This is a genomic window from Crocosphaera sp., assembly GCF_030064895.1.
Taxonomy (GTDB): domain Bacteria; phylum Cyanobacteriota; class Cyanobacteriia; order Cyanobacteriales; family Microcystaceae; genus Crocosphaera.
In genome coordinates this window covers 13498-38870 of the sequence record NZ_JASJEB010000090.1, presented here as the reverse complement: position 1 = coordinate 38870, position 25373 = coordinate 13498, and the positions used below count along the sequence as shown (strand labels likewise).

25 protein-coding genes are annotated in these 25373 nt (G+C 36.2%); 9 read left to right on the top strand and 16 right to left on the bottom strand.

The annotated features are described in order from the left end of the window. Positions 1 to 509 precede the first annotated feature (509 nt). Positions 510 to 1919, top strand: coding sequence for a transposase (locus QNJ66_RS18465; RefSeq protein ID WP_300509544.1), 1410 nt, complete (start codon positions 510 to 512; stop codon positions 1917 to 1919). A 158-nt stretch (positions 1920 to 2077) separates the two neighbouring features. Here QNJ66_RS18465 and QNJ66_RS18460 read toward each other — a convergent pair whose 3' ends face one another. Then, on the bottom strand, positions 2078 to 2674 hold the full coding sequence (locus QNJ66_RS18460) for a hypothetical protein (protein WP_300509542.1): 597 nt from the start codon (positions 2672 to 2674) through the stop codon (positions 2078 to 2080). A 215-nt stretch (positions 2675 to 2889) separates the two neighbouring features. Between QNJ66_RS18460 and QNJ66_RS18455 the strand changes: the two genes are divergently transcribed. Continuing rightward, positions 2890 to 3441, top strand: a complete 552-nt coding sequence (locus QNJ66_RS18455; RefSeq protein WP_300509550.1) for a retropepsin-like aspartic protease — start codon at positions 2890 to 2892, stop codon at positions 3439 to 3441. Positions 3442 to 3461: 20 nt separating this feature from the next. Here the strand turns inward: QNJ66_RS18455 and QNJ66_RS18450 are convergent, their stop codons facing one another. Together QNJ66_RS18450 and QNJ66_RS18445 are read right to left on the bottom strand one after the other, a co-directional pair. Continuing rightward, a complete protein-coding gene (locus QNJ66_RS18450; RefSeq protein WP_300509540.1) occupies positions 3462 to 4022 on the bottom strand; it encodes a Uma2 family endonuclease in 561 nt (186 codons plus the stop codon). A gap of 158 nt (positions 4023 to 4180) precedes the next feature. Continuing rightward, positions 4181 to 4366 carry a hypothetical protein gene (locus QNJ66_RS18445; protein WP_300509538.1) on the bottom strand — a complete coding sequence of 62 codons (186 nt, stop codon included), beginning with the start codon at positions 4364 to 4366 and terminating at the stop codon, positions 4181 to 4183. Positions 4367 to 4592: 226 nt separating this feature from the next. On the opposite strand from QNJ66_RS18445, the gene QNJ66_RS18440 reads away from it, so the two are divergent. After that, complete coding sequence (locus tag QNJ66_RS18440; RefSeq protein ID WP_300509536.1) at positions 4593 to 5789, top strand: Coenzyme F420 hydrogenase/dehydrogenase, beta subunit C-terminal domain; 1197 nt, start codon at positions 4593 to 4595, stop codon at positions 5787 to 5789. 305 nt (positions 5790 to 6094) lie between these two features. Here QNJ66_RS18440 and QNJ66_RS18435 read toward each other — a convergent pair whose 3' ends face one another. From QNJ66_RS18435 to QNJ66_RS18420, 4 genes are all read right to left on the bottom strand, one after another. Next, positions 6095 to 6703, bottom strand: coding sequence for a neutral zinc metallopeptidase (locus tag QNJ66_RS18435; RefSeq protein WP_300509534.1), 609 nt, complete (start codon positions 6701 to 6703; stop codon positions 6095 to 6097). Positions 6704 to 7026: 323 nt separating this feature from the next. After that, positions 7027 to 8763, bottom strand: coding sequence for an NFACT RNA binding domain-containing protein (locus QNJ66_RS18430; protein ID WP_300509532.1), 1737 nt, complete (start codon positions 8761 to 8763; stop codon positions 7027 to 7029). Between the two features lie 179 nt (positions 8764 to 8942). Continuing rightward, positions 8943 to 9536 (bottom strand): hypothetical protein, encoded by a 594-nt coding sequence (locus tag QNJ66_RS18425; RefSeq protein ID WP_300509530.1) that lies wholly within the window; start codon positions 9534 to 9536, stop codon positions 8943 to 8945. Between the two features lie 590 nt (positions 9537 to 10126). Next, on the bottom strand, positions 10127 to 11977 hold the full coding sequence (locus QNJ66_RS18420) for an ABC transporter ATP-binding protein (RefSeq protein ID WP_300509528.1): 1851 nt from the start codon (positions 11975 to 11977) through the stop codon (positions 10127 to 10129). 150 nt (positions 11978 to 12127) lie between these two features. On the opposite strand from QNJ66_RS18420, the gene QNJ66_RS18415 reads away from it, so the two are divergent. The 4 genes from QNJ66_RS18415 (at position 12128) to QNJ66_RS18400 (ending at position 15804) form a co-directional block, all read left to right on the top strand. Then, positions 12128 to 13294, top strand: coding sequence for an HhoA/HhoB/HtrA family serine endopeptidase (locus tag QNJ66_RS18415; protein WP_300509526.1), 1167 nt, complete (start codon positions 12128 to 12130; stop codon positions 13292 to 13294). A 107-nt stretch (positions 13295 to 13401) separates the two neighbouring features. Continuing rightward, the gene (gntT, locus tag QNJ66_RS18410; protein WP_300509524.1) at positions 13402 to 14766 is read left to right on the top strand and encodes a guanitoxin biosynthesis MATE family efflux transporter GntT; all 1365 of its coding nucleotides are present in this window, start codon (positions 13402 to 13404) and stop codon (positions 14764 to 14766) included. A 54-nt stretch (positions 14767 to 14820) separates the two neighbouring features. After that, on the top strand, positions 14821 to 15204 hold the full coding sequence (locus tag QNJ66_RS18405) for a DUF4346 domain-containing protein (RefSeq protein ID WP_300509522.1): 384 nt from the start codon (positions 14821 to 14823) through the stop codon (positions 15202 to 15204). A 168-nt stretch (positions 15205 to 15372) separates the two neighbouring features. Continuing rightward, the gene (locus tag QNJ66_RS18400) at positions 15373 to 15804 is read left to right on the top strand and encodes a hypothetical protein (protein ID WP_300509548.1); all 432 of its coding nucleotides are present in this window, start codon (positions 15373 to 15375) and stop codon (positions 15802 to 15804) included. Between the two features lie 3 nt (positions 15805 to 15807). Here the strand turns inward: QNJ66_RS18400 and nusB are convergent, their stop codons facing one another. From nusB to thrB, 3 genes are all read right to left on the bottom strand, one after another. Then, the gene (gene nusB / locus QNJ66_RS18395; protein WP_300509520.1) at positions 15808 to 16437 is read right to left on the bottom strand and encodes a transcription antitermination factor NusB; all 630 of its coding nucleotides are present in this window, start codon (positions 16435 to 16437) and stop codon (positions 15808 to 15810) included. A gap of 23 nt (positions 16438 to 16460) precedes the next feature. Then, positions 16461 to 17201 (bottom strand): DUF502 domain-containing protein, encoded by a 741-nt coding sequence (locus QNJ66_RS18390; RefSeq protein WP_300509518.1) that lies wholly within the window; start codon positions 17199 to 17201, stop codon positions 16461 to 16463. Between the two features lie 310 nt (positions 17202 to 17511). Next, complete coding sequence (thrB, locus tag QNJ66_RS18385) at positions 17512 to 18435, bottom strand: homoserine kinase (RefSeq protein WP_300509517.1); 924 nt, start codon at positions 18433 to 18435, stop codon at positions 17512 to 17514. A 207-nt stretch (positions 18436 to 18642) separates the two neighbouring features. Here thrB and QNJ66_RS18380 point away from each other — a divergent pair, with 207 nt between their 5' ends. Beyond that, positions 18643 to 19422, top strand: coding sequence for a photosystem II S4 domain protein (locus QNJ66_RS18380; protein ID WP_300509515.1), 780 nt, complete (start codon positions 18643 to 18645; stop codon positions 19420 to 19422). Positions 19423 to 19429: 7 nt separating this feature from the next. Here the strand turns inward: QNJ66_RS18380 and QNJ66_RS18375 are convergent, their stop codons facing one another. Together QNJ66_RS18375 and rlmD are read right to left on the bottom strand one after the other, a co-directional pair. After that, entirely contained in the window at positions 19430 to 19834 is a 405-nt protein-coding gene (locus tag QNJ66_RS18375; protein ID WP_300509513.1) for an anti-sigma regulatory factor, read from the bottom strand. A 274-nt stretch (positions 19835 to 20108) separates the two neighbouring features. Further along, positions 20109 to 21476 carry a 23S rRNA (uracil(1939)-C(5))-methyltransferase RlmD gene (gene rlmD / locus QNJ66_RS18370; RefSeq protein ID WP_300509512.1) on the bottom strand — a complete coding sequence of 456 codons (1368 nt, stop codon included), beginning with the start codon at positions 21474 to 21476 and terminating at the stop codon, positions 20109 to 20111. 439 nt (positions 21477 to 21915) lie between these two features. Here rlmD and QNJ66_RS18365 point away from each other — a divergent pair, with 439 nt between their 5' ends. Beyond that, entirely contained in the window at positions 21916 to 22305 is a 390-nt protein-coding gene (locus QNJ66_RS18365) for a hypothetical protein (protein WP_300509510.1), read from the top strand. A gap of 259 nt (positions 22306 to 22564) precedes the next feature. Here QNJ66_RS18365 and QNJ66_RS18360 read toward each other — a convergent pair whose 3' ends face one another. From QNJ66_RS18360 to QNJ66_RS18345, 4 genes are all read right to left on the bottom strand, one after another. After that, entirely contained in the window at positions 22565 to 22906 is a 342-nt protein-coding gene (locus QNJ66_RS18360) for a thioredoxin domain-containing protein (protein WP_300509509.1), read from the bottom strand. Positions 22907 to 23124: 218 nt separating this feature from the next. Beyond that, entirely contained in the window at positions 23125 to 24324 is a 1200-nt protein-coding gene (locus QNJ66_RS18355; RefSeq protein ID WP_300509508.1) for an SGNH/GDSL hydrolase family protein, read from the bottom strand. 239 nt (positions 24325 to 24563) lie between these two features. Next, entirely contained in the window at positions 24564 to 25058 is a 495-nt protein-coding gene (locus QNJ66_RS18350) for a PIN domain-containing protein (protein ID WP_300509507.1), read from the bottom strand. Beyond that, the gene (locus QNJ66_RS18345) at positions 25058 to 25342 is read right to left on the bottom strand and encodes a hypothetical protein (RefSeq protein ID WP_300509505.1); all 285 of its coding nucleotides are present in this window, start codon (positions 25340 to 25342) and stop codon (positions 25058 to 25060) included. The genes QNJ66_RS18350 and QNJ66_RS18345 overlap by 1 nt, the downstream gene beginning before the upstream one ends. Between the last annotated feature and the right edge of the window lie 31 nt (positions 25343 to 25373).

Here is a 25373-nt window from a genome sequence, read left to right as displayed (position 1 = left end):
ATAAAAAAGTTGAAAAATAAGATTATTTAGCTTTTAAATGTCTTATAACTTACTATATAACGTGATATATAAGTATTAATCCTTCTGCCTCCTGCCTTTCAACTCCTGCCTCAAAGAAAACTAGTGCAGCGTGGTGGAAATAACCCAGCAGTTGCAAAAGCCCTAAACCCTTACCAATCGATACTTTTGCCTTTTGCCTTTTGCCTTTTGACTTTCGCGTAGCGGCACTAGGCTTTTATTTGAAGGTGCAAGATGTCGGTTTTAGCTTCTTCGGCAAGAAGCCCCACGCTGTATTTTCCCAAAAAACGACCACAAATCAGCGTGGGATGAATTGCCGTCCGAGATTATGATTCTGGACGAGCTTGATTTTCAATGTATTTCTTAAGAGTAGAAATAGTGACACCACCACAAGAAGCGATAAAAATCATTTTTCATTGACATTTAATTTTCTCTTGCGCTAAGATAAGTGATATTAATTATATAATCACTCATGGTCAACAAACCCTAAAATGATCCTCAATTACCAGTATCGATGTTATCCAGAGACCCCCCAAAAAAGCCAGTTAAACAGTTGGCTGAGGGTTTGTCAATATTGGTACAATTGGCAAATTGGGGATCGTTTTCGTTGGTGGGATAGAAATCGCACTAATTATGTTATTCCTAGTGGTGACTTTTGCTACATCTCTTGTCGCTTGCCACCTTTAGAGCTAAGAGATAAGCCCAGTTTCTATTCTCAAAAGAAACTATTGCCCGAGAAGAAAAAAGATTTAACAATAGTAAGGCATTCGGGAGAATTACTCGACTTTTCTATTGTCCCGTCTCAAACTTTACAGGATGTTTCTAAGCGTGTTGAATTAGCTTTCAACCGATATGTTAAGGGTGATATTAATGGGAGTAGAAGTGGGAAACCACGCTTCAAAAATCGTTATCGCACCCTCAAAATAGAGGCTCAAGCTATTAAGATTAAAAGGATAGAAAAGAATTGGCTTTATTGTTCTATTTCTAAGTTAGGGGGTTGGTTGAAAGTAAGATTACATCGTCCTTTACCCCAAGGCTTTTCCCTGAAAAATATTTTGATAACAAGAAAAGCTGATGGATGGTACTGTACGATCTGCTTGGATGATCCTTCTCTCCCTAAATTTACTCCTGATAAAGTTACTGCAACCTGGGATAATTCTCTGGGAATAGATGCGGTACTTTTTGAGGATGATTACTTGGCGACTTCAGAAGGAAATAAATTATCTTCTGTTAAATCTTACCGTAAAAATCAAGATGAATTAGCCAAGATTTCTCAAAGAAAAGATACTAAGAAAAAAGGGTCTAAATCTAGAAGAAAATTGGCTAAAAGAGAGGCAAGAAAACATCAACAAATTGCCAGAGCCAGAAAAGACCATGCTTACAAAATTACTCACTCTCTAGTTCGTAGCGACAAAAAAGTTTTCTTTGTCGAAGACCTTAACCTACAAGGATTAAGAAAGCGAAATAAGGCAAAAAAAGACCATCAGGGAAATTATCTTCCTAATGGTCAAAGTGCTAAGTCGGGACTAAATAAGTCCTGGTCTGATGCTTCTTTTGGGCAGTTTTTTGATATTTTCAGTTACATAGCCGAAAAAGCTGGTGCTGTGGTCAAAAAAGTTAATCCTGCCTATACATCCCAACTTTTACCTTATCGTGATGAGTTTGTGTTTACTGATTGTAGTATCAGAAAATATTGGGATGAAACTGAGCAAATTTGGGTTAATAGAGATATTTCTGCTGCTATTAATCTTAAAAGAGTCGGGCTGGAACTGTTCCCGACTATAAACCGCCGTAGTGGGAAAATTGTTAAATCTCAAACTAATAGTACCACGAAGGAAGTTCTGGCAGTCCTTAAGGGGATACCAGAAGCCTACACTGTACCCTTAGGTCAGTGTAGGTAGTTCACTCAGCTGTTGTGCATTTAAACCGCACATCATGAAGTTAAGCAACAAATTAGCAAACCCTCTCCCAGTCTCCCTTTCACCCCGTCTCCCCGTCAGTCTAGTATAGTAATTTAGATGCTTAACAGCTTAGTAGGTGCAATCGCTTTCAACTCCTATTAACGACCACTCGTACAAGCATTTAACGCTTGTAAAACTTTATCAGGATGTTTTTCCATGAGAAATGCTTCTGCTTCGTAGGGTAAATCTTCGGGATCGTAGAGGTTTAAATTTTGCCAGTCTGCTGAACCTAAACTAGATAAAATGGAGCGAAAGGTAGCAGCATTAGTATTCATAATCGGAACTATTTTTCCATTGTCTAATCCAGCAGCACAGTCTTGAACAACGTGCCAGGTTTCATGGGCTAAAGTTTCGATATAAAGGTTAAAATCTTCTCTATTATTTTGACACATGGTCATTCTATTATAATGGGGCTGATAATACCCTAAAACACCTGCATCGCAACTTTCATAACTAATGGAAATTCCTGCCTTTTTTAAAGCGGTCAAAAATTTTGCTTCATAAAAATTGAAACGGTTGGAATCATCTCCAGATAAATCAACACAACGACCATTATTATTAACCAGATAATTACCATAATCACAGTTATCGACATTACGGGGACTGCTACTGGAATAATCTTGTGCCTTAGCTGGAACGGTCATGGCTAAACCAGTGGAAACAACTGCGGTGAAGAGAGTAAGAGTAATTTTCATTTGTTTAAAAATTTTACAATAGATTACAATAGATTTTATTATCAGTATTCCCCAATGTCTGTGAAAAATTGCTATGGACAAAGTGATTATAATAACTGGTTAAATGTGATACTAATTACGCTTAAGGAATAATTATAAGATAAGGTATTGTGTTGGATGTCATAGTCATTTTGGGCAAATTAAACTATAAGTCCCTCTAGCAATTATTCGTCATCATTATTATGAAAAGAATTATTAGTAGCACTCTTCTTGTCACAGGAATGGTTTTAGGTTCCTCTTTACTACCCACTCAAGCCCAACAATCTTGTTTTTTACAAGGGGCTAATGGTCAACATATCGATCTGGGTCATCTTTGTGGCAGTGGTCGTTCTAATACCTCTCAACCCACTGCTTCCCCGCAAACGGGAGTTTTCACTGTTCCTATCAAACGCAGAGAGTCTGGTATTCCTGTGGTGGATGTCACCTTTAACGGAAAACATACTTTTGAAATGTTGTTTGATACCGGTGCGAGTGGTATTACTGTTAGTACGGATATGGCTCAGACTATTGGTTTAAAGTCTGAAAGAGAGGCACTTTCCCAAACAGCAGGGGGTGTGGTTCCCATTGGTCTGACTACGGTGTCTTCGGTTAAAGCAGGGGAACTAACTTCTTCTAATCTTCAGGTGGCTATTAATCCTTCTTTACCCATTGGTTTGTTGGGACAGACTTTTTATGGTCATTATGATGTGGTGATTAAAGAAGATACTATTGAGTTACGCACTCGTTAATATAGTTTTTTGCTTCATTATTACTGTAAAAAATCCCATAATTTTCCTACAGTTAAATTAAAGGATTTGGCGAAATTCGGGACGGGTAAAATGTCATCGTCTGCTTCAAACAGCAAGGGTTTTTGTTGGGAAAAATAAACGAATACACATTTATCGTTAGGATCAATTAACCATCCTATCTCTGTTCCATTATCTAAACAATAGAGAATATTTTTGACTACTTTGGTTTGACTTTGTTCGGGTGATAAAATCTCAATTACCCAATCTGGTGCGGTATAAAATGAGTCTGCAATTTCTCCGTTATCATCACGAGCAATATTATTCCATTTTAAGATAGTTATATCAGGAACAATGGAGCGATCGCCAAATGTACATCTTAGTTCAGAAAAAGCACGGGCAACTTTGTTTGATTTTAGAGTAGCATTAATAGCGGTAGATAATTCGGTTTGAATTGTACTATGTTTTCCCTTTGGCATTGGTTTCTGAATAATTTTTCCGCTAATATATTCCTTCGCTGGTTTTGTTTCTGGTAAAGACAAAAATTCTTTTAATGTAATGGGTTTTGAAGAAGTTATCAGCATAGTTTTTAATGATTAATAAGTGATTATTGATTATTTGTTAAGTCTTCAATGGCAGCAATTATAAAAGAAGCTAAGGGATGATTTAACATTGATTCAATAGCAGCTAGACTCCCTACTTTAGCTGCACTTAATAATGTTTGAGTTAACTGAGGATTTTGTTAAATTTTTTCTATAGCTTTTCCAGCTACTATCATTTTATCTGTAGTTTTATGAATAGGATAAGTATTAGATAGTTGGTCAAGAATTTCTTGAACTTCTTTCACTGCTATGGCTAAATTTTTAGATTCTGCATCATTAATAATTCCCCCAATTTTTGCCCCTTCATTAATTTCACCCCCATTCATATTACGAATACCAATATTATAGCTAAAATTAAAGAAAAATTTGAAGCACAAAATAAGAACTAGACTAGGAAATGTTAAATTAGTTTACAAAAATAAAAAATAAGTTAGGGGTGAATTACAAAATTGGTTCTTATCTTCTATAATATACACTGATAACTGTTAACTGTTAACTGTTAACTGTTAACTGTTAACTGTAATTAGTTTGATTTAAGAAAGACTTTCATCTATGACATCTATTCACCCTCATAACAAAGCAAAAGCCCTTAAACCTGGTAGTCGTCGTCCCGCAAAAGAACTCTGTAGTGAGTGTGGTTTATGTGATACATATTATATTCATTATGTCAAGGAAGCTTGTGCTTTTCTTAATCAACAAATTGCTGAATTAGAAACAATTGCACACGGAAAAAGTCGCAATTTAGATGATGAAAATGACTGGTATTTTGGTGTTCATCAAGAGATGATGGCGGCACGAAAAAAAGTACCAATTGAAGGCGCACAGTGGACAGGAATTGTTAGTACCCTTGCTTGTGAAATGTTGGAACGGGGGTTAGTGGAGGGAGTGGTTTGTGTGCAGAATACGAAAGAAGATCGCTTTCAACCCATGCCAGTGATCGCTAGAACTTCTGAGGAGGTTTTGGCGGCTAGGGTAAATAAACCGACTTTATCTCCTAATTTATCTATCTTAGAAGAAATCGAACAATCTAACTTAAAACGTCTTTTAGTTATTGGGGTGGGCTGTCAAATTCAAGCTTTACGTTCGGTGGAAAAGGAATTAGGTTTAGAGAAACTTTATGTGTTGGGAACTCCTTGTGTAGATAATGTTACCCGTGAAGGGTTACAAAAATTCTTAGAAACTACCAGTCATTCCCCTGATACTGTTGTTCATTATGAGTTTATGCAGGATTTTCGTGTACATTTTAAACACGAGGACGGTTCGGTTGAAAAAGTACCATTTTTTGGCTTAAAAACTAACAAATTAAAGGATGTTTTTGCCCCTTCTTGTATGAGTTGTTTTGATTATGTTAACTCTTTAGCTGATTTAGTTGTGGGTTATATGGGGGCTGAGTTTGGTTGGCAATGGATCATGGTTCGTAATGATACAGGAAAAGAAATGTTAGCTTTAATAGAAGACCAAATTAACACCAAACCTGTCATTTCTCAAGGGAATAGAAAGCAAGCAGTACAACAAAGTATTGCCGCTTACGATCAAGGGGTAACATTGCCGATGTGGGCTGCAAAATTAATGGGAGTTGTCATCGAAAGAGTGGGTCCAAAAGGTCTAGAATATGCCCGTTTTTCCATTGATTCTCATTTTACTCGTAATTATTTATATGTGAAACGCAATCACCCAGAAAAGTTAGAAAATCATGTGCCTGACTATGCAAAAAAAATTGTGTCTCAATATCAGTTACCCGATAAATAAAACACATTGACATACTCCACGGCCTAAAGGCGAGTGGGTTATGATTCAACAATTACTTGTTGAAACCTACTCTCATAAGAGGTTTACTAGGCTGACTGGTACTTACCTTACTAGGTCATACATCCATCCGTTTCCAGACACCCTGCCGATTCAGGGTTAGTCGTAACTTTCTGGGGGACTCCCAGTAGGTAGCTGAAAATTGCTACACTCCAATTATAACACAATTACGCCCGTCCCGGCGGGGTTTTAGACCCATTATTTTTCGATAAGAACCCATCTCGAAAGACGGGGTTGAAATAAGGGTTTTAATATTTTTCAAAACAAGATTGAGGGTTATTAAAGCCACTCAAAAATGCTTTTCCTCGCTGTTCGGGGGTTCCATGATGATTGGTGTGTTCATAGTCATAGTCCCCTACCATCATGGCAGTCATTGTGCCTTCTTGTAAATCACCGGGTTCTAAGATTCCTAGTTCCTCACTAACCTTAAAAAAGGTCCCTGCTAAACAGTCGGCCTGTAACTCTATGACCACAATAGGAAGGTTTCTGTTGAGAATACCCAGATGTCTCTGGACAGAATGACCATATTCATGGGCCAAGGCAAAATAACCGGCAGAGTCCCCCACTCGTGCCACTAATCTATTGATCTGTTCCATATTTAGATGAATAGTGTTAGAATTGGCACAGTAATGAGCTATCATGGCAGGGCCACAGGGAGTTGACTGGATGTTTCGGTGGGAATATACAAGAGGATAGCTATAGTTAATCCCTAAACGTCGTAAAACTTCGCCCCAAAAGGCATCCAGACCATCACTGACGGCTGCTATAGTTGGACGGTCCCATGCTGCTTGCAAGGGTTGAAAGGGAAATAAACCCAAAGACAGAGCGATTATACTACTAAGAACCTGTTTCTTCATCCTAATTCGCTTTATTTACTTTTGAAAAGTTACTCACATCCGTAATCTGAACCTTAACGGAATTAAGCGGAGAGAATTTAGCCTACTTTCTCAATCATAGTTAAACTATGAAAAAAGTTTATTATGATTATGAAAAATAAAGAATTAAAAACCAGCCATCGCTGCATAACCTAAAACCCCGTCGTTAAGGACGGGGTTTAAATTGTTGTTGTTCTTTGAGGAAATCAGGTTGCGCATTCCCAAACTTGCTAACCAGTCGATTTCTATAGATGAATTGTAACATCAGACACGAATTTTTGTAAACAATATTTAAAATATTTGTCTTAAACTTGATTTTTTAGATAAGATGAGACTTTGTGTGGTTTTCCCCAAAGCACTTTTTCTCGTTTATAGATAACCATACCCGGTTTTGCTCCTTTGGGTTTATAGACGTATTTGGGTTCTGTATAGACCACGGGAACTTGCTCGCTTTGACGGGCGCGACTATAGTAGGCAGCCCAGTCAGCAGCATAATTAAGATCGGCTTCATTGGGTTTAGCCCCGGGTTCAAGTCTCAATAAGACATGGCTACCGGCACTTTCTTGGGTATGAAACCATAAATCATAGTCCCCGGCAGTACGAAAGGTGAGGCGATCGTTTTGTCGGTTATTACGACCGATCCAGACTTCAAACCCTGATGGGGTTTTGTGTTGATAGGGTTGAGATTCATCGGGAATAGTTTGGGTTTGTTGACTTCGAGATGGTAAATAATTTTGTTGTATTAATTCTTCTTTGATTTCTTGCAGAGTTTGCAAGTCTTCTAGGGAATGATAATTATCAATTTTTTGTAAGCTATCTTCGACTTGTTCTAAATAATTAATTTCTTCTTGGACTTCTTTTAGTAATGGTTCTACTGCACCTTTTGCACGTTTTAATTTTTGATGTTTTTTATAGAAAAGTTGAGCGTTTTGGATAGCATTTTTTTCAGGGTTTAAAGTTATTTTTATGGGTTTTTCTGTTTCAAAATCTTTCAAAGTCATAGAATTCATTCCTGGTTCCCACTGGTAAGAATGGGCCATTAATAAATCCCCTTTTTGACGATATTCCTCTGCTTCTGAGGATTGCTGCATTTTTTGCTGAAAATTATTGGCTTTACTATAGAGTTTTTTGAGGCAAGATTTTAATTTTTGTTGTAGTTGATGTTTTAATTGTTTGAATTTTCCTTGATTAATTTCCTTAGTATAATAATCATTGATCAATGTTTGAATATTAATATGTTGACCAATTATTCCCCAACCTAAAACAGTATAACCTTCTTCAGTATGACCTGGTATGAAATTTTTGCTGTGAAAACTTTGTAGCCATATTTGCCATAGTTTATATAATTTATTCCATTCTATTTTGGTTAATATTTCTGTAGATTGTTCTTTTTTTAATCCAGCTTCTTTTATCAGATAAGAAGCAACAACGGGACTTAAACCTCGATAACTATTTAATAACTGTTTTTTGATAGAACCAGGAATTAAACTAACTCTTTCTTGCCATCTTTCTTGTTGCTCTTCTAATTTTGGGAATGTCCCTGTTAAAGTAGGGGGTAGTTCATATTTTCGTCCTGTTTGCACTGTTCTAACCGTCGATTGATTGGCATTAACTTGATGAGCAACGGTAACAATTTGCTGTTTATTATCTGTTAAAATAACATTGCTATATTTACCCATTATTTCTACATAAATATGCCAAACTGGGTCATCTCCTGGACGTTTAGCAAACTGTAAATTAACCACCCTTTCCCAAGGAGAAATCATCTTTAAACCAGTCAGTGCAAAGCCATTTAATTGATGACGTAATTGATCGCTAAAAGTGAAGGTATCGGGGGTTCTTGGTGGAGGATCTCCGATACATAATCTAGCAGCTTGAGGATGCCAAGAAATGGTTAACCAACTGCGTTTTTTTAGGGTACGTAAAGCGATAGAAATGGTGTGGGTATCTTTCTGATAAACCTGTTCAACTTTAGCAGGTAGCCAATGGCTTTGTAGATCATGACAAATGGCGGTTAGGGTGGTAACATCAACGGACTGCATAGTAGTTAATTGATAACTGATACTTTTCTATTTTGGCAAATTGTATCCCATTTTCATCAACTTAGACTACAGATGTTTATATTGTAGGGGTCAAGGGCCGTTGACCCCTACGGCGATGTGTAGCCGTACTTTAGAAAATCGGTATTAGAAAAATGAACAGCATTATACTATTGTTTTGATTACCGTTTATTAGGAGTCAAGCTTATGGTTATTAGTTGTCCTGACTCGTCTATTTCTAGAGAGTTAATAATATGAATATTCTCATTAGATAAATAATTTATGTTTTCGCTTTCCTCTTCTTCTGACTGTTCAGGAATGGTTAATAAAGCGGTTTTTGAACCTTGGAATAAGCTTAAACTAGCAAAAGGAATATTCTCCATAATTGTTGCTTCTTGTTCTTGATTTTGACTCAAAGGAACTCGACGACATTGATTATTACTTTGTTGACACATAACGCTTTCATTAGCAGGAATCAACACTTGATCTTTAAACTCAATCAATTGAATATCATTTAAGGGAATACCGGCAACATAATCTTTAAAACTAATAATTAAACTAAGATTATTCAAATCAAGAAAGTTTCCTGTTACCCTATTCCCTGACTTCAAAGAAACAACAACAAAGTCAGGAAAAGCAACTTGAATTTTTTGTGTTATTTGCTCTTCTTTATTTTGCTGAGACAGTAGCAAAGATGGTGATAGAGGAATGCTTAATGCTGTGTTGGGAACTGTAAAAACAGCACTCATTAATAACATAGATAACAATGGTTTCATGGTAACAATACCTCAAGAAAACAATAATAATAATCTCATACAAATATGATAATATCGCAACCAACTTTGTAAGGTAGGCAAGTCTTTTAACTATTATAATCCCTTGGAAATCAGTTTCTTGATTGTCCACCTTATTATCTTAAGATGTCATTTAGAAATCACTTTTTAGGGAATAGGGTTAATTGAATCAGTAAAACTTATAATATATACAATTTTATCTAATAAATTTATATCAATAGAGTCGTTTACATATCTTAATGTGTGAAAATAAGTCTCAATAAGCAACGAAGTTACGGGCTTGTGGTATGATCGTAGAGATTAAAAATCTGTAGCCATTGTGTCTACTTAAAAAATAAACGCCTAAAACCCTATATTTTCCGTTGTCATAACTCAAAATTAGATCATTATCTCTTCAATTTTCCCTACTAATTTGAGCAAAAATACTATCTTACATTGACTTTAACTAAAAATCTTCCCTCCTGCCTCCTGCCCCCTGCCTTCTGCCTCGCCCGAAGGGCTGTTAAAGAGATAAGAGTAGAAATGCGGAAAAAAGAATTAATTAACTTCTGAGCAAGTATTCTTTGCTAAAGTTATCGTTGATTGCTTGTAATTTGGTCATATCCCATCATTTGTAATTGATATAAACTATGATATAAACCCTTTTGATTCAGTAATTGTTGATGATTTCCTGACTCAATAATTCTCCCTTCTTTTAAGACAAAAATTCTATCCACATCTCGAATAGTTGATAAGCGATGAGCAATAATAACTGCTGTTCGATTAATTAATAATTGTTCTAAAGCTTCTTGAATTAAGGCTTCAGTTTGCACATCTAAACTTGCTGTGGCTTCATCTAATACTAAAATATGGGGGTTGCGTATCGCTACTCTAGCAAAGGCTAATAATTGTTTTTGTCCCCCGGATAAATTGGTTCCTCTTTCTCGTAACTGGGTATGATAACCTTGTGGTAATTCTTCAATTAAATGATTGATATTGGTTAGCTTAGCTGCTTTTTGTACTTGTTCTAGGGAGTAATTTTCACCTAAAGTAATATTTCTTTTTACATCTCCTGCAAATAAGAAACTCTCCTGTAAAATCATTCCTATATATTGTCTTAATTCTTTCTTGGAAATATCTCTAATGTCTACTCCATCAATAAGAATTCTTCCTTTTGTTGGTTCATGGAGACGAGAAAGAAGACGGATAATTGAACTTTTGCCGGCACCGGTTGGACCTACCAAGGCTACTTTTTCACCGGGGGAAATGGTAAAGTTTAAATCTTTGAGAACAAACTCATCAGGTTTATAGCCAAACCAAACATTATCAAAACAGATTTCTCCAATTTTATCTTGATATTTTTTGCTGTCTAAAAATTGAATATTTTTATCACTTTCTTTAATTTCAATGGGTTCTTTCATTAACTCGCTAATCCTTTCAATAGCCGTAAAACCTGCCTGAAACATAGTGAATTTATCAGCAAATTGACGTAAAGGGTTAAAGAGACGTTGGCCATATAAAATAAAAGCAGACAAAGTTCCAAACGTTATAGTGTCATTACCAATAAAAAAACCACCTAAGCCAAGAACTCCAGCGATCGCAACTAAACTAACCCATTCTAAGGTAGCAGAAACCGCCGATTCATGAAAAATTGTTTTATCGGTAGCCTGACGATAATCATTATTTATGACACGAAATAACTCACTATTAAACTGTTCTCGTCGAAATAATTGAACTACATTAATTCCTGATAAATTCTCTTGTAACATGGAATTAAGTTCTGATAATTTTTCTCTTGACTGATAATTGGCTTTACGATATTGTTCCTGAAAATAGACAATTAATACAGTAATAGGAACCATCATTGATAACAGCATTAAGGCTAATTGTGCCTGAACTGTAAACATGGTAAAAATGATCAACAGGATATAAATACCATCACTAATAACTCCAATCGCACCACTAGCAAAAACACCTCCCAAGGCTTCAACATCGCTAGTTAAACGGGTAATTAAACGCCCGATAGGGGTTCGATTAAAAAAGCTGCTTCCCAGTGAAAGAACATGGTTAAATAAATCGTCCCTAATATCTGCCGTAATATTCTGTCCTAGTTTCTGAACAATAAATCCTTGACAAGATGTACAAACTAAACGAACAATAATTGTTACTAATAATAAAACAATTAAAAATTGTAATCCTTTGTCTAAAGATAATTTTTCCAAAAAAGGCCAAGTAGTTTCCTGACGCAACAAAGAAACTGCTTGTCCGACGATCAGAGGTTGAATCGCCCCAGCAACCGATAAAGGCAATAATAAACTAACAGATAACAATAATAACCGAGGATAACGACGCATATAGGGAAGTAGCTTGAGAACTAGCCTCCCATCATTTTGTCTTGAGGGCTTGACAGATGATTTAAACTGTGTATCAGGAGAAACAGCCATAGGAAAGTTATAAAAAAATTAATAATCGTTACCTAACTTAACAATAACAAAATTAAGATAAATCAACTCAACAAAGCAGAAAAATTTTAGACTAAGGATAATCTAGTTCTTGCCAACTTTTACCCATAACAATAAAATCTTTTAAGCGTTATGAACTTGAGAAAATGTCTCCGTTTGCTCGTCAGTGGCAGTATAACACTCTTTTTGAGTATAATTCTTGATTTTGGGGGGTTTCACGTTTTATCGTCCCAAGCAATTCCCATCCCGGACTTAGCCCAAACGCCAGGTCAGATCACGGCTGATAGTTTTGTGGCTGCTGCCGTTACTCGAACGGGCCCGGCGGTAGTTCGTATCGATACAGAAACAGTTGTAACCCGACAAATCGATCCTTTTTTTGATGATCCATTTTTCCGTGACTTCTTTGGTCAACAGTTTCAACCACCCAGAGAACAAAGGATTAGCGGTCAGGGTTCTGGCTTTATTATTGATGGTAGTGGTATTATTCTGACCAACGCTCACGTGGTCAATGGTGCCGATAAAGTAACGGTCACTCTCAAAGATGGACGGACTTTCAACGGGCAAGTCCAAGGAACCGATGAGGTGACGGATTTGGCCGTGGTTGCCATTCAATCTCAAGGAAATACCCTACCAGTCGCACCTTTGGGGGACTCCAACCGTCTTAAAGTAGGAGATTGGGCGATCGCTGTGGGCAACCCTGTGGGCTTAGATAATACGGTAACTTTGGGGATTATTAGTACCATTGGTCGTTCAGCGGCCAAAGCCGGCATCCCTGATAAACGTCTCGATTTTATCCAAACCGATGCGGCCATTAATCCTGGGAACTCTGGGGGGCCTTTATTAAATAGCAAAGGAGAGGTGATTGGCATTAATACCGCTATTCGTGCTGATGCCATGGGTATTGGTTTTGCTATTCCCATCAATAAAGCCAAAGCCTTGGAAAAAATCTTAGCTTCTGGTCAAAAAGTCCCTCACCCTTATATTGGGGTGCAAATGCTTAATTTAACCCCTGAAATAGCTAGGGAAAATAACCGTAACCCCAATTCTCCCATGATTGTTGCTGAGGTGGATGGAATTTTAGTTGTACAAGTTGTCCCTAACAGTCCAGCAGCAAGGGCGAGATTACGCCGTGGAGACGTGATCGTAGCCGTTAACGGACAACCAGTTAAGGATGGCACCGCTTTGCAAAAAATTGTCGAAAAATCTGGGATCGATGCTAACTTACGGGTTAAGTTATATCGAGGCGATCGCTTATTGGAGTTGACAGTGAAAACAGCACAATTACAAGGGGTCTCTTAATTATTTAATACCTTTACTCTAGGGGTCAAGAATTCTTGACCCCTATTTAATGTTAATATAATAATCATAAATAAAAGCTAAAATTAGTTTTACTTATAGTAAATATAATGGAATCTTCTTTTAAAAGAATTAATCTAGAAGTCTATAAGAATCGTTGTCTAGAATTGTTGAATTTGCCTTCTTTTTCCCCGCGTTTTCTGCGGTTAGCGTCTATTAATATTTTATCTAATTTAATGGTTCCCATTGCCGGGTTACTTAGTATTACATTTTTGGGACATTTAAAAGATATTCATCATTTAGCTGGAGTAACTTTAGCTACTATTATTTTTAATTATCTCTATCGTGCTTTGGGATTTCTTCGCACTAGCACAACAGGAATAACTGCTCAAGGAATGGGAAGAAAAGACTCTCAAGAAGTCTTATTAGTTTTACTTAAAAATGGATTGTTGGCCTTAAGTTTAGGCTTAATTATTTTAATATTACAGTATCCTTTAAGGTGGATAGGGTTTAGTTTAGTTAGTGCAGCACCTTTGGTAAAAGCCTCCGCACAGGCTTATTATGATACTCGTATTATAGGAGCACCTGCTGTTTTACTCAATTTTGTTTTAATTGGTTGGTTTCTGGGAAAGGAACAAAGCGGTAAAGTTTTATGGCTTTCTCTGATTGGAAATGGTGCTAATGTTATCTTAGATTATTTATTGATTATTCGTTGGGGTTTAGAAAGTGGTGGGGCTGGTTTAGCTACTTCTTTAAGTCAGATTTTAATGTGTTTAATTGGCTTATTTTTAGTTGGCAAGGATATTAATTGGCAAGATTTTAAACAGGTTAGAGAAAGGCTTTCCTTGGAACAATGGAAAGACAATTTCATGTTAAACCGTGATTTATTTATCCGGACTTTAATTTTCCTATCTGCTTTTTCTTTCTTCACTAATATTAGTTCTGCGATGGGAACACTAACTTTAGCGGAAAATTCTGTTTTATTACAAATATTTTCTTTAGTGGTTTATTTTATCGATGGAGTAGCTTTTGCCACCGAATCTTTAGCAGGTAATTTTAAAGGAAAAGGAACGAAAAAACAGTTAATACCTTTACTAAGATTATCAGCAATTCTCGGCTTTATGTTCGCTTTAGTATCGGTTTCTATAATAATTATATTCCCTCAAACTTTATTCGGGCTCTTAACCAATCATCAAGAGATTTTTGCTTCCTTAAATGCTCATGTTATCTGGTTATTACCAGTTCTAGGTTTCGGTTCAATTGCTTTTATTTTAGACGGTTATTTTATTGGTTTAGCAGAAGGTGTTATGTTAAGAAATACAGCCTTAGGAGCAACTTTTGTCGGGTTTGTTCCTGTTGCTACCATTGCTTGGCATTATAAGGATAGTAATTTACTATGGTTAGCCTTATCTTTATTTATGCTTGCTAGAGTTATTCTATTAGGATTAAAAGTTCCCAAAACTCTAGAAAATTAATTCTCCATTGTCTATTATCACCCCTCATTAATTAAAACTCATCTAGAATATTTTATGAATGACTTAGCACAGACCATTAAAAAACTCGATGATAAACTTTCAAAACGTCATATTGATCTTGACCCCGGAGGATACTTTATTATCTATATTGATCGAGAAAATAGTCTTATCTGTACTAAATATTTTACCAATATCATTAATGAAAAAGGTCTAGCAGTTGACCCAGAAACAGGAGAAGTTATTGCTGCAAGAGGTAAAACCAATCGTACATCAGAAACCGTTTTCACAGGACGTAGTGCTAAAGAATTATGTGTAAAAGTTATTGAAGAAAATCCCGATTGTTCCATTACAATGTTAGACCATGCTGCCTATTTAGGAAGAGAATTTATGCGCGCGGAAATAGCCTTAATTCAAGGAACAGAATATATACAAGATTAAGGAAGTTTTATCACTACAGGATAATTTGCTATTTTTAACTATATTAGTCAGGAATAAGTTGTGATAATTTCTGATTGCTATAGTTTTTTTAACTTTTTTCTTCTATAGAAATTTTGCAGAAGAGGTTAGCATAGAATTAATTGAGTGATTTTGGTAAAATCTATGAGTATGGCTTCAACTGAACAGGTTAAACAATATCTTGCCCATTGGTTTCAACTAGGCAAATGTATCATTTGTCCCAAACTACAAGAAAGAATTTATCCCCAAGTAATTTTTGAAGAACATCATTATTCAAGGGAATTTGAACAATGTTGGCAAAAAATCCTTGATACTGATGCTGATTGTTATTTAGAAGGAACAGAACAAACTATACAACAATTATTAAGTCCTGCCTGGGAAATCATCGACTGTCCTCGTTGTGAGTTACCTATCCCTATATCAGTAGCTGGTATCCCTTCTAGCGTGTGTACCTGTTTTGATTTATCCACTTGGCCCAACAACGAATTACCGGCCCCGAGAATTCCTTCTAATACAACTACCCATTTACATCGCTTACGACAAAGACTACAAAATAAAGACGAAAATCATGAAATTCAATAGATTTTATCTTTGTTTGATATTGTCCGTAAATCGTCTCAGTACCCCATTAATAAAACGATAACCATCATCATCGGAATAACGTTTCGCCAACTCTACTGCTTCATTAATGGCAACTTTTTCAGGAATATCGAGAAACAAAATTTCTGCTACAGCAAGACGTAACATATCGCGATCAATTTTAGCTAAACGCTTTAACTGCCAATCTTTTAAAACCACTTCCAATTGTTGATCAATTTCCTTTCTCCGTCGGGAAACTGTTGCTATCAGTTCAATTGCGTATTCTCTAACTTCGTATTGAGTAGCTAGTTGAATGATTTCTGGAAATTCTACGGCACTGGCTAAACGATTAATGGCCGTTTGTGTTAAAGTGAGAGCATCTTCAATCATTGTTTTAGAACTCTCTAGAGTCATAGCACGGGTTTCAGATTGAAACAGTTGATTATGTCCTCTTTTTACCTCTGCTGATGCAGTTTCTAAGGTATCTTGTACCTCGCTAGTTAGGGTACGAATAGCGGCTAAAGTTAGATCACTAAGGTCAACCTGTTCTAGTTTTTCAGGGTTTCCTTTGATTTGACTAAGACTTAATAAAGCTAGTTCGCGGGCAATACGACGGGGTTGCTGACGGGGAGGCATAAGCAGTTAAAGAACTAAGATTTTTAGATTTGAGAAGGTTTGGTCGTTTCTACTTCTTCGCTTTTTTCCGTCATAGAAGCATCCATACTAATAGGACTATTCTTCTTCGGTTGAGATAAGTGAGGAACGGGGTTGGGAACATTTGGGCTGACAATACCACCAGAAATTAACACTTTAAAAGCATCTTCGATGGAAATGGGTAAATTAATCACATCATCAGCAGCAATAATGGCGTACCATCCTGAGGTGGGGTTGGGTGTGGTAGGAATAAAGACACTTAACATCGGTTTCTCTAAATGGGTTTGTAGAGAAGGACTCAAAGTACCTGTAACAAAGCCTAGACTCCAAACTCCCCGACGCGGATATTCCACCATCACCACACGCCGAAATTTCCTTTTAGAGTCTTTGAAGAGGGTTTCTAATATCTGTTGTAAGGTTTTATAAACAGCCCCAGCCAAAGGAATTGATTGTAAAATCCGTTCTCCTACATCTAACAGCCATCGGCCAGCAATATTACGGGCCATTAAACCAATAATTAAAATAAACAGCAAAGGCACAGCTAAGCCAACGCTGAGATTGAAAATAGAACTTAAAATAGGGTCGAGGCCGTCGAAAGGATTAAGTTGTTTGGGAATTTGGGTTAAAAGATTAACAACCCAAGTAGCAATTGTAATAGTTAACCAGATAGTGGTTGCTAAGGGAATAACCACTAACAACCCAGCAATTAGATCATTTTTTAAATCTTGTCTAAAACGTTGCAGCACAGAGTACCAACTCTCCACTCAGATAAAGTATCCCTATGGGGACGATTATTTCAACCCCGTCGTTAAAGACAGGTTATTATCTTGTTTTCACAAGTTCCCAGGCTCACCACATTTGCCTGCTTAGGCGCGGTAATATCTCCTTAAACCCTGCCAATTCAGGTGTTGGGCATAAACTTTCCGAGAGTCCCCCGGTAGGTTTTTAAGTCTTATACTGACCCCTCCCATTGTATCATATTTAACGCACCAAGACAGGCTTTACCTTAACTAAAATCTTTCCTTCTGCCTCTTGCCCCCTGCCTTCTGCCTCGCCCTAAGGGCTGTTAAAATCAACTTTTGCTCCTTGAGTATCGATCGCTAAAGATCGCACATCTGCCGTAATTTCTAGTTGGCTCCAGGCGTTTTTCATGGCATCTTCAACTGCTTGGATGTGTTCGGAGTTTGCTAAGGCTAATAAGGTCGGTCCGGCTCCACTAATGACCATACCATAAGCCCCTGCATTGAGGGCGCATTCTTCGACAAATTCATAGCCCTCGATCAGTCCTTTACGATAGGGTTGATGCAGTTTATCGGCCATGGCCCTGTTTAACCATTGTCCATTACCGCTTTCTAAAGCTTTAATTAATAATCCCATGCGCGCTATATTGTAGATGGCATCAGCGCGCGGTAAAGTTTTCGGTAAGACGGCTCTAGCTTCTTCTGTTGATAATTCAAAGTTTGGTATGGCGACCACGGGTACGATATCAGAATGCCAGGGAATTTGACAAATTTCCCATTTTTTGGGTTCTCCAACAGATAATTGACAGTTTCCTAACAAGGCCGGCACTACATTATCAGGATGACCCTCTATCTCAATTGCTAATTCCATTATTTCTACTGTGGAAAGGGGTTGCCCTGCTAAGATGTTAGCACCTAATAGCCCACCAATAATGGCTGTTGCAGAGCTTCCTAACCCTCTGGCAAGGGGAACCCCTAATTTGATGTTAATGGCTATTTTTGGGGGAGTTTTGTTGAGATGGTTGTATAAATTAGTAAAGGCTTGATAAAGTAAGTTACTACGATCGCCTGTGATGCGATGGGCTTCGGTTCCTGTTACTGTAATAGTTAGATCGGTATCTGCTTCTGGGTTCTCTGTGAACTCAAATTGATTATAAAGGCTAAGGGCTGCACCAATGCAGTCAAAACCGGGGCCAATATTGGCGGTTGTGGCAGGAACTGTAACACTAACAATAGACATATAAGAGGCTCATTGGGTTATATCCTCGATTCATTCTATACCTAGAGTAAGATTTGATCTGTAAATTTTTTATAGAGACTTTATGTCTATGATGAAAGTTTTACTGAGCAAGAAATTGCCCCTACAAAAATCATATTTAAACTATTGGAAATTACTACCTTTTTACTCAAAGATCAACTAATAAATACTGAAATCGGTTAAATCTATATGTTACCCAGAGAAAAACTCCTCAAAGGAATTGAAAACCGCGAAGAAATTACCCGTATTATTGATCAAGCTGAAATTGCTGTCAAAACTTGGGAGGTTGTGGTCAGTGATTTTTTCTCCCCTCCTGTAATTGCTGAAGTGGAAAACAGCTTTAGTCGCTTAGCGGATGTAGAAATACTGGTCTGGGGTGGATATCCCCAAGCGGAAAGAAGAAGAATTGGTATAGTCCGTCCTGAAATCCCCCTAGAACAGGCTCAGGTTCCTCTAGCTGCCCTAGATATTGCTGGAAACTTTCTTTTTGACCCGGCCAATCATCGAGACTTCTTAGGGGCGATTTTAGGGACGGGTATCGTCCGAGAAAAAATCGGCGATATCATCGTTTTGGGGGAACGAGGTGGCCAGGTGATCGTTGTTCCCGAATTGGTGGAATTCTTAGAAACTAGCTTGAATCAAGTGCGATCTGTTCCTGTGAAAACACAAAGAATTGAACTCAGTGAGTTGAAAATACGACCCCCTAAAACCAAAGAAATGACCACGGTGGAAGCATCAATGCGTCTAGATGCCATTGCTTCTGCTGGGTTTGGTATGTCTCGTAGTAAAATGAGCGATGCTATTAATAAGGGGGATGTTAGAGTTAATTGGAAGGAAACTACTCAATCTAGTTATAATGTTAAGTCTGGAGATTTAATTGCAGTACGAGGAAAAGGACGTTTAGAAGTAGGAGAGGTTGCTATCACGAAAAAGCAACGGTATCGCATTCAATTAACAAGATTTCAATAGAGTTTTCTCAAGAAAATAATGCTTGTCTTTTACTGTTGTTTACTTGTTTACAAAGTCTTAACTGGGTTTTTTGTTGATCCCAATGCACTTGATCAAAAATCTCATGCAGTAAACAAAACCCCCTGCCGTCTTCTGATTCGTCGGGGGGTAATGTTTCAATAGTATGGTCTGGACAATTACACTGACGGGAAAACCCTTTTCCTTGGTCTGATATTACCCAAGAATAACCCTCTCTAGTTATAGAAAACTGCACAAAAATTGACTTGCTTGGGTCGAGTTTGTTTCCGTGTTTAGCTGCGTTTACCAGTGCTTCTTGTAGCCCTAGTCTTATTTCGGGTTGCAGTTCATTGGGAATATTTGCTAGTAATAAATCTAGGACAGGACATAAATATAGCGTTGATGTGAAGCTCATTGTACAACCGTATCGCTTAGTTTGCGGTAGGGAAATAGTCAGCACGTGCTGTCACCTCTAATGTAAATTTTTTACAGACATTTATATGGTCTTGGTTTGAGAACAATGTTGTCTATGGAATTAGACGACAACAGTGTTAAATTAGGAAGGTTGAGTCTAAGCTATAACATGGCTAAGTATTCTATTCTTTTAAGGTTAAGATTGTGGCTTATATGGCAGTCTTTAAACAAACAATGAACTCAATTAATTTAATAACTAAATCGATTATAACATATCAGTCAATATTATGTCGAATTAAAGCCATTGATTCCACGTGAGGTGTTTGTGGAAAAAAATCAATTGGTTGGATACACTCGAGTATATAAATATCTTCTTGACATAGTTTTTCTAGGTCACGGGCTAAGGTAGAAGGTTGACAACTAACATAAATTATGAGGGAAGGATAATTTTTTTTTAAAGTATCAATAACACTGCGATCGCAACCTTTTCTGGGGGGATCAAGAACCACAATATCAGGAGAAACATTAAGAGATGGTAAAACTTTTTCTACATTTCCTGTATAAAATATAACATTATCAACGCCATTAATTTCGGCATTGTTTTCAGCCTGTGCAATGGAATTTTGATTACTCTCAATTCCCACAACTTGAGCTACTTTTTTAGCTAGGGGTAAGGTAAATGTTCCCACACCACAATAAGCATCAATTAATGTTTCATAACCTTTTAAACACGATTTTTCTAACAGGAGATTTAATAATACTTCTGCTGCTTCGGTATTAATTTGAAAAAAGGTATCAGAGCTTAATTGAAATTTAAGCTGAGCAAATTCTTCTATCAAACAAGGACGACCAATATAATTCAATGTTTCCTCACCAAAAATTTTGTTACCTTTATGGGGATTATAGTTAATAGAAACTCCTACTAAATTAGGATAACGTTGTAGCCAAATTTCTGCTTGTTGTTGAAAATTAGTCAATTTTTTGCTGGTACTAACAAGGGTTAATAAAATTTCTCCTGTTCTTTTACCAATACGTAACCCTAAATGTCTTAATTTTCCTGTCCCTGTTTTTTCGTTATAAATACTCCATCCTTGTGTTTGTATATCTTGTTTAACCTCAGCCAAAATAGGGTTAAGACGAGTATCTTGAATAGGACATTGATTAAGGTTAATAATTTGATGAGTATTGCGTTGATAATATCCTGCTTGCACATTCCCAGTTGTCGAACGTTTTAAAGGATAAGTTGCTTTGTTGCGATAACCCAGTATTTCTGGGGAAGATAAAATAGGCAACACGGGAGAGTTATCAAAACCACCGATCCTTTTTAAAGCTTGAATAACCTGGTTTTCCTTGGCTTTTAGTTGATATTCTGGAGAAATATGTTGCCATTGACAACCCCCACATTTATCCGCCACAATGCAGCTAGGTCGGATGCGATGGGGAGAAGGTGAGATAATTTCCTGTAATTTCCCGTAAGCATATTGTGGTTTGACATGGGTTAAACGGGCTAAAATGCGATCGCCAGTCACCGTATCAGATACAAAAATAGCTTTACCGTCTAACTTACCGACTCCATCTCCACTATGAGCGAGATCGATAATTTCTAATTCAACCAGTTGTCCTTGTTGATAACATTGATTCACAATATTGTCGGATATATATATACCATTCCCTCTATATTCTACTGTAAAAAGGGCGCTGGGTTTAACAATGGAAATGGACAATTGATAATTGTCATTGGTGAGGAACGAGGAATCTCTTTAACTGCCTAATCATAATGGGTAATGGTGTATATTCTCTTTTCTTACATATAATTACTCACTACTACAGAAATGATCAACTTTTAATTTCAGGGTAATTATTGATAAAAATATTGATTAACTGGGAATACTCAAAAGTGAAGGAATAATACTAAATCCGAGTCTCAAACCTATCTTATCTTCTAGAAGAGGCAGTGGGCAGGAGGCAGGAAGGTTTTCAAGTTGTAAACTATGCAATTTAAAAGGGGGTATAGCAAGCGGATTTGGTATAAGTTCTTTGTTGCCTCAATAATTCAGTAAACACCCGTCAAATAATTTTCCTATGTTGAATCAATTTCTATCTAAACTAACTACTATTGTTATGACAACAACCCTTGTTTCTTGTAGTTTTGATGATAGTATTCCCAATGTTCGTTCCACCTCTTCTCCTAATGATGTTAATGCTTTGGGAGGTAATGAAATAATAGGAGGATTTGCTAGTGATGGCACGCTAAATCTTAATACTGGAGGTGAATCATTTATTACCTCAATTTCTCCGAGTGTTGTAGATGGAGTTCTTTTAGAAACAATTGATCTAAGTCCAACAGGGAGTGATCTTGGTCTTGCTGTTGATAATACTGATACTATTTCGATTCCTGAATCATCTAATTTTTGGGGACTAGGGATGTTTGGTTTATTGGGAATATTTGTTTTAAAAAGGAGCAAAAAATAGTTAATTATGATACTATTGTTTAGATACTTTTTATAAAAATTTTCTACAAGGTTTATAACAGATAATACGTAATATTAAGACTGAGAGAAGTTGAAGTTAAAATTTCAACTGATTCACCTTGAGTTTTGTCAAAAAGAGTCAGACTATTGAAATAATTTTCTAACTATTGCAACTATTTTTTAATTGTATTTCCAAAAATAACAATGTGTCCCCTTTACTTATGGTGGGGACATTAATACGAAAATTTTTAGGTCAAATATTATGCTGATCGAGGCCAAGTATTCATCCTAACGCGATGTAACTGTTGTATAAGTTCATCTCTTCCTTTTATTTGTTCGATGCGCTGAATAATTTTTCCCTGATTAAACAGGATTAAAGTAGGCAAATTTTTTAAGCGATAAGTATTAGCTAATTGAAAATTATTGTCAGCATTAATACTAACCACTTCTAGGGGGTTGTCCCATTCCTTTTGGATTTTATCGAGAAAGGGATTAATTAACAGACATACGCCACACCAGGGGGCCCAAAAGTTGACGAGGACAGGGTTAGGGGACTCAAGAACAACGTGGGAAAAATTTTGATTGTTAACAGACAACATCATTGATTCAGTTGCGTTTATTTTTTTTTATTAAACACTGTGAACTATACTACATCCATTTGCCTTGTTCTGGCAATGGAATTTTCCCTATGGGGATCACAGGAATCGACTTTACCCTTGATTGGGGATCGGTTAGGTTTCAAAGTATCAGTTAGTAATATTTACTTATGTTCCCAATTATCAACATAAATAAGTTCTGTTACTAACTCCATCATAAATCTTTAGTCTGGTTTTGTACAAATTTTTTTGCTGATCATTTCTCCTGCTAGTTGATGACCGGACTCATTCCAGTGGCCACTCCCCATGATCGTGTTATCAAACCCGTGTAAAAAGACTTGATTTTTGTCAGCGTGAGATTGAAATAAAGGGGCTAAATTTAGCACTTTAAACCCTTGTTGTTGTCCTAAGTTTGTAATACGTTGTTCGGGGTACAAAGGGTCTTTTACTTCTGCTTGCTTAAAATATTGTTCTCGATAAGCAGCATCAGGATAAACTTGAGCAGGGTTACTTAATGTTACTACTAATAAATCTGAGTTAATAGACTGGGTTTCTTGTTGAATTAGTTTAATTAATTCTTCCGTAATATTCCATGCTTCTTGCCAGTTGGTATCACTATTTTTATATAGTTCTGGATTAAAATCTAGATATTGAAGTACATCTTTATTTTCGGTTTCTGTTTGTGTTCCTAATAATTGACGGCGTTTTTTTATCGCTACTCTTGTTTCATTGAGTAATTGTAAAATACGAGAATTATTAATAGTGGAAAAAATGGCTTTTCTGGTGAAACTATTACGCCATTGATAGGTTTCTGTTTCCTTAAAAGATAAATCCATAACATATTTTCCCTCTTTTTTGATTAAAAAAGGACTAAATCTATCATCAGGACTTAAGGTTTTAGAGTTATTAATAATATCGTTACCAGTGAAAACAGCTAAAACAACTAAATCAGGAGAATATTTACTAGCATGATGTTTTAAAGTCATATATTCTTGTGCTGTTCCATAGTCACCCACACCAAAATTAATCACCTCAATATTTTTATTTTGAAATCGTTGACATTGGGGTAATTTAGTTTCCATTAATGACCAAAAAGTATCCTCTGCATTGACTTGTATTGCTTCAGCAAATGAGTCACCAATAACAGCAATTCTTAAAGTATTTTCAGGCTTTTGTTTACTATATGCTTTATCTCTCAATCCATCTTTATTAACAGATATCCAACCCTTTCCTTCGTGTTTCCACCACCCCGATATTCCTGGGATTAAAGCATGGCCTCGATGGGGATCAGCTTGATAAAAACTAGGGTAAGCAATACCCATAATTCTAAGGGCAATTTCTCCAACTATTAAAGCAAAAATTGCTCCTCCTAGTCCTAATAAAAGATTACCACTGAGTTGTTTGAATTTGTTTGATTTAGACATAAATAATTAGTTGAGATTTTTATTTAGTGTTTATTCTAACAATAATCAGCCAAAATATTTAATTTATTTGACAAAATTAGTATTGTCAACAGAAGCAATTATTAATTATCCTTTTTTTAATGGTCTTTGAATATTATATCTTAATTGAAGGCGATCGCTGTCCAATATTTCAACCCTAAAAGAATCATCTCTATGTTAAATCAGCGATCTCGAAGAGATCCGCTTCGCGGTGCGCACTATTACCATAAGTAAACTCGAAGATGATTAAAATTAATCGAATCAATTCCTAATTTTTGTAGATAATTAAACAATTTAAAATCATCAGTTAAAACTAAATATTGATTCTTAGATACTTCTACAATTCCACAGTCAGTCAACCCAAATTTGATAAATCCATTATTTTTAACAATATCTTGACTAGATAAAGTAAATTCCTCTATTTCAGAAATCAATTGAGCAAATATAGCAAAGCATTTAGATCTTTCTGGTTCACCTATTTGATTGGTTAAACTATTAACTTCAGTTAAAATATTCGGAGTTGTGATTATTTTAGGAAATAGATCAATAAGTTTGATTAATAAATCATAGTCTTCAGGGATGAACTGTTCAGTTCGTTTAAATTGAGAAATTCGCTTACGGTTAGAAGATCCTACAATTAAAAGTAACAAAATATTAGTATCAATTAAAATTCCTTTATTTCGATATCTATTTAAAAGTTTCTCAATATAATCCATTATAATTCTCTGATTTTAATCGATTTAAGTTCTCCTGTCTCTGCATCTATTTCAACAACTTTATATTCTCTTATTTTCATTGTCGTCTTTAATATATCAGGAATAGTTTTCTGTTGATTAATTGGTGAATCAAATAAAAAACCCAAGGTTATAAACCAGGATTTTTTGTCTGATGATAGTTCTATTTCTTCTAATCTGATATCATTTACTTTGCCAAAAAGATCGATAATTTGATTCACATGATTTTTGGCTTGACTAACCGCTTGTCTAACGTCTATTGTCATTATTTTTTATTTTTATGTTCTATCTGTTCTC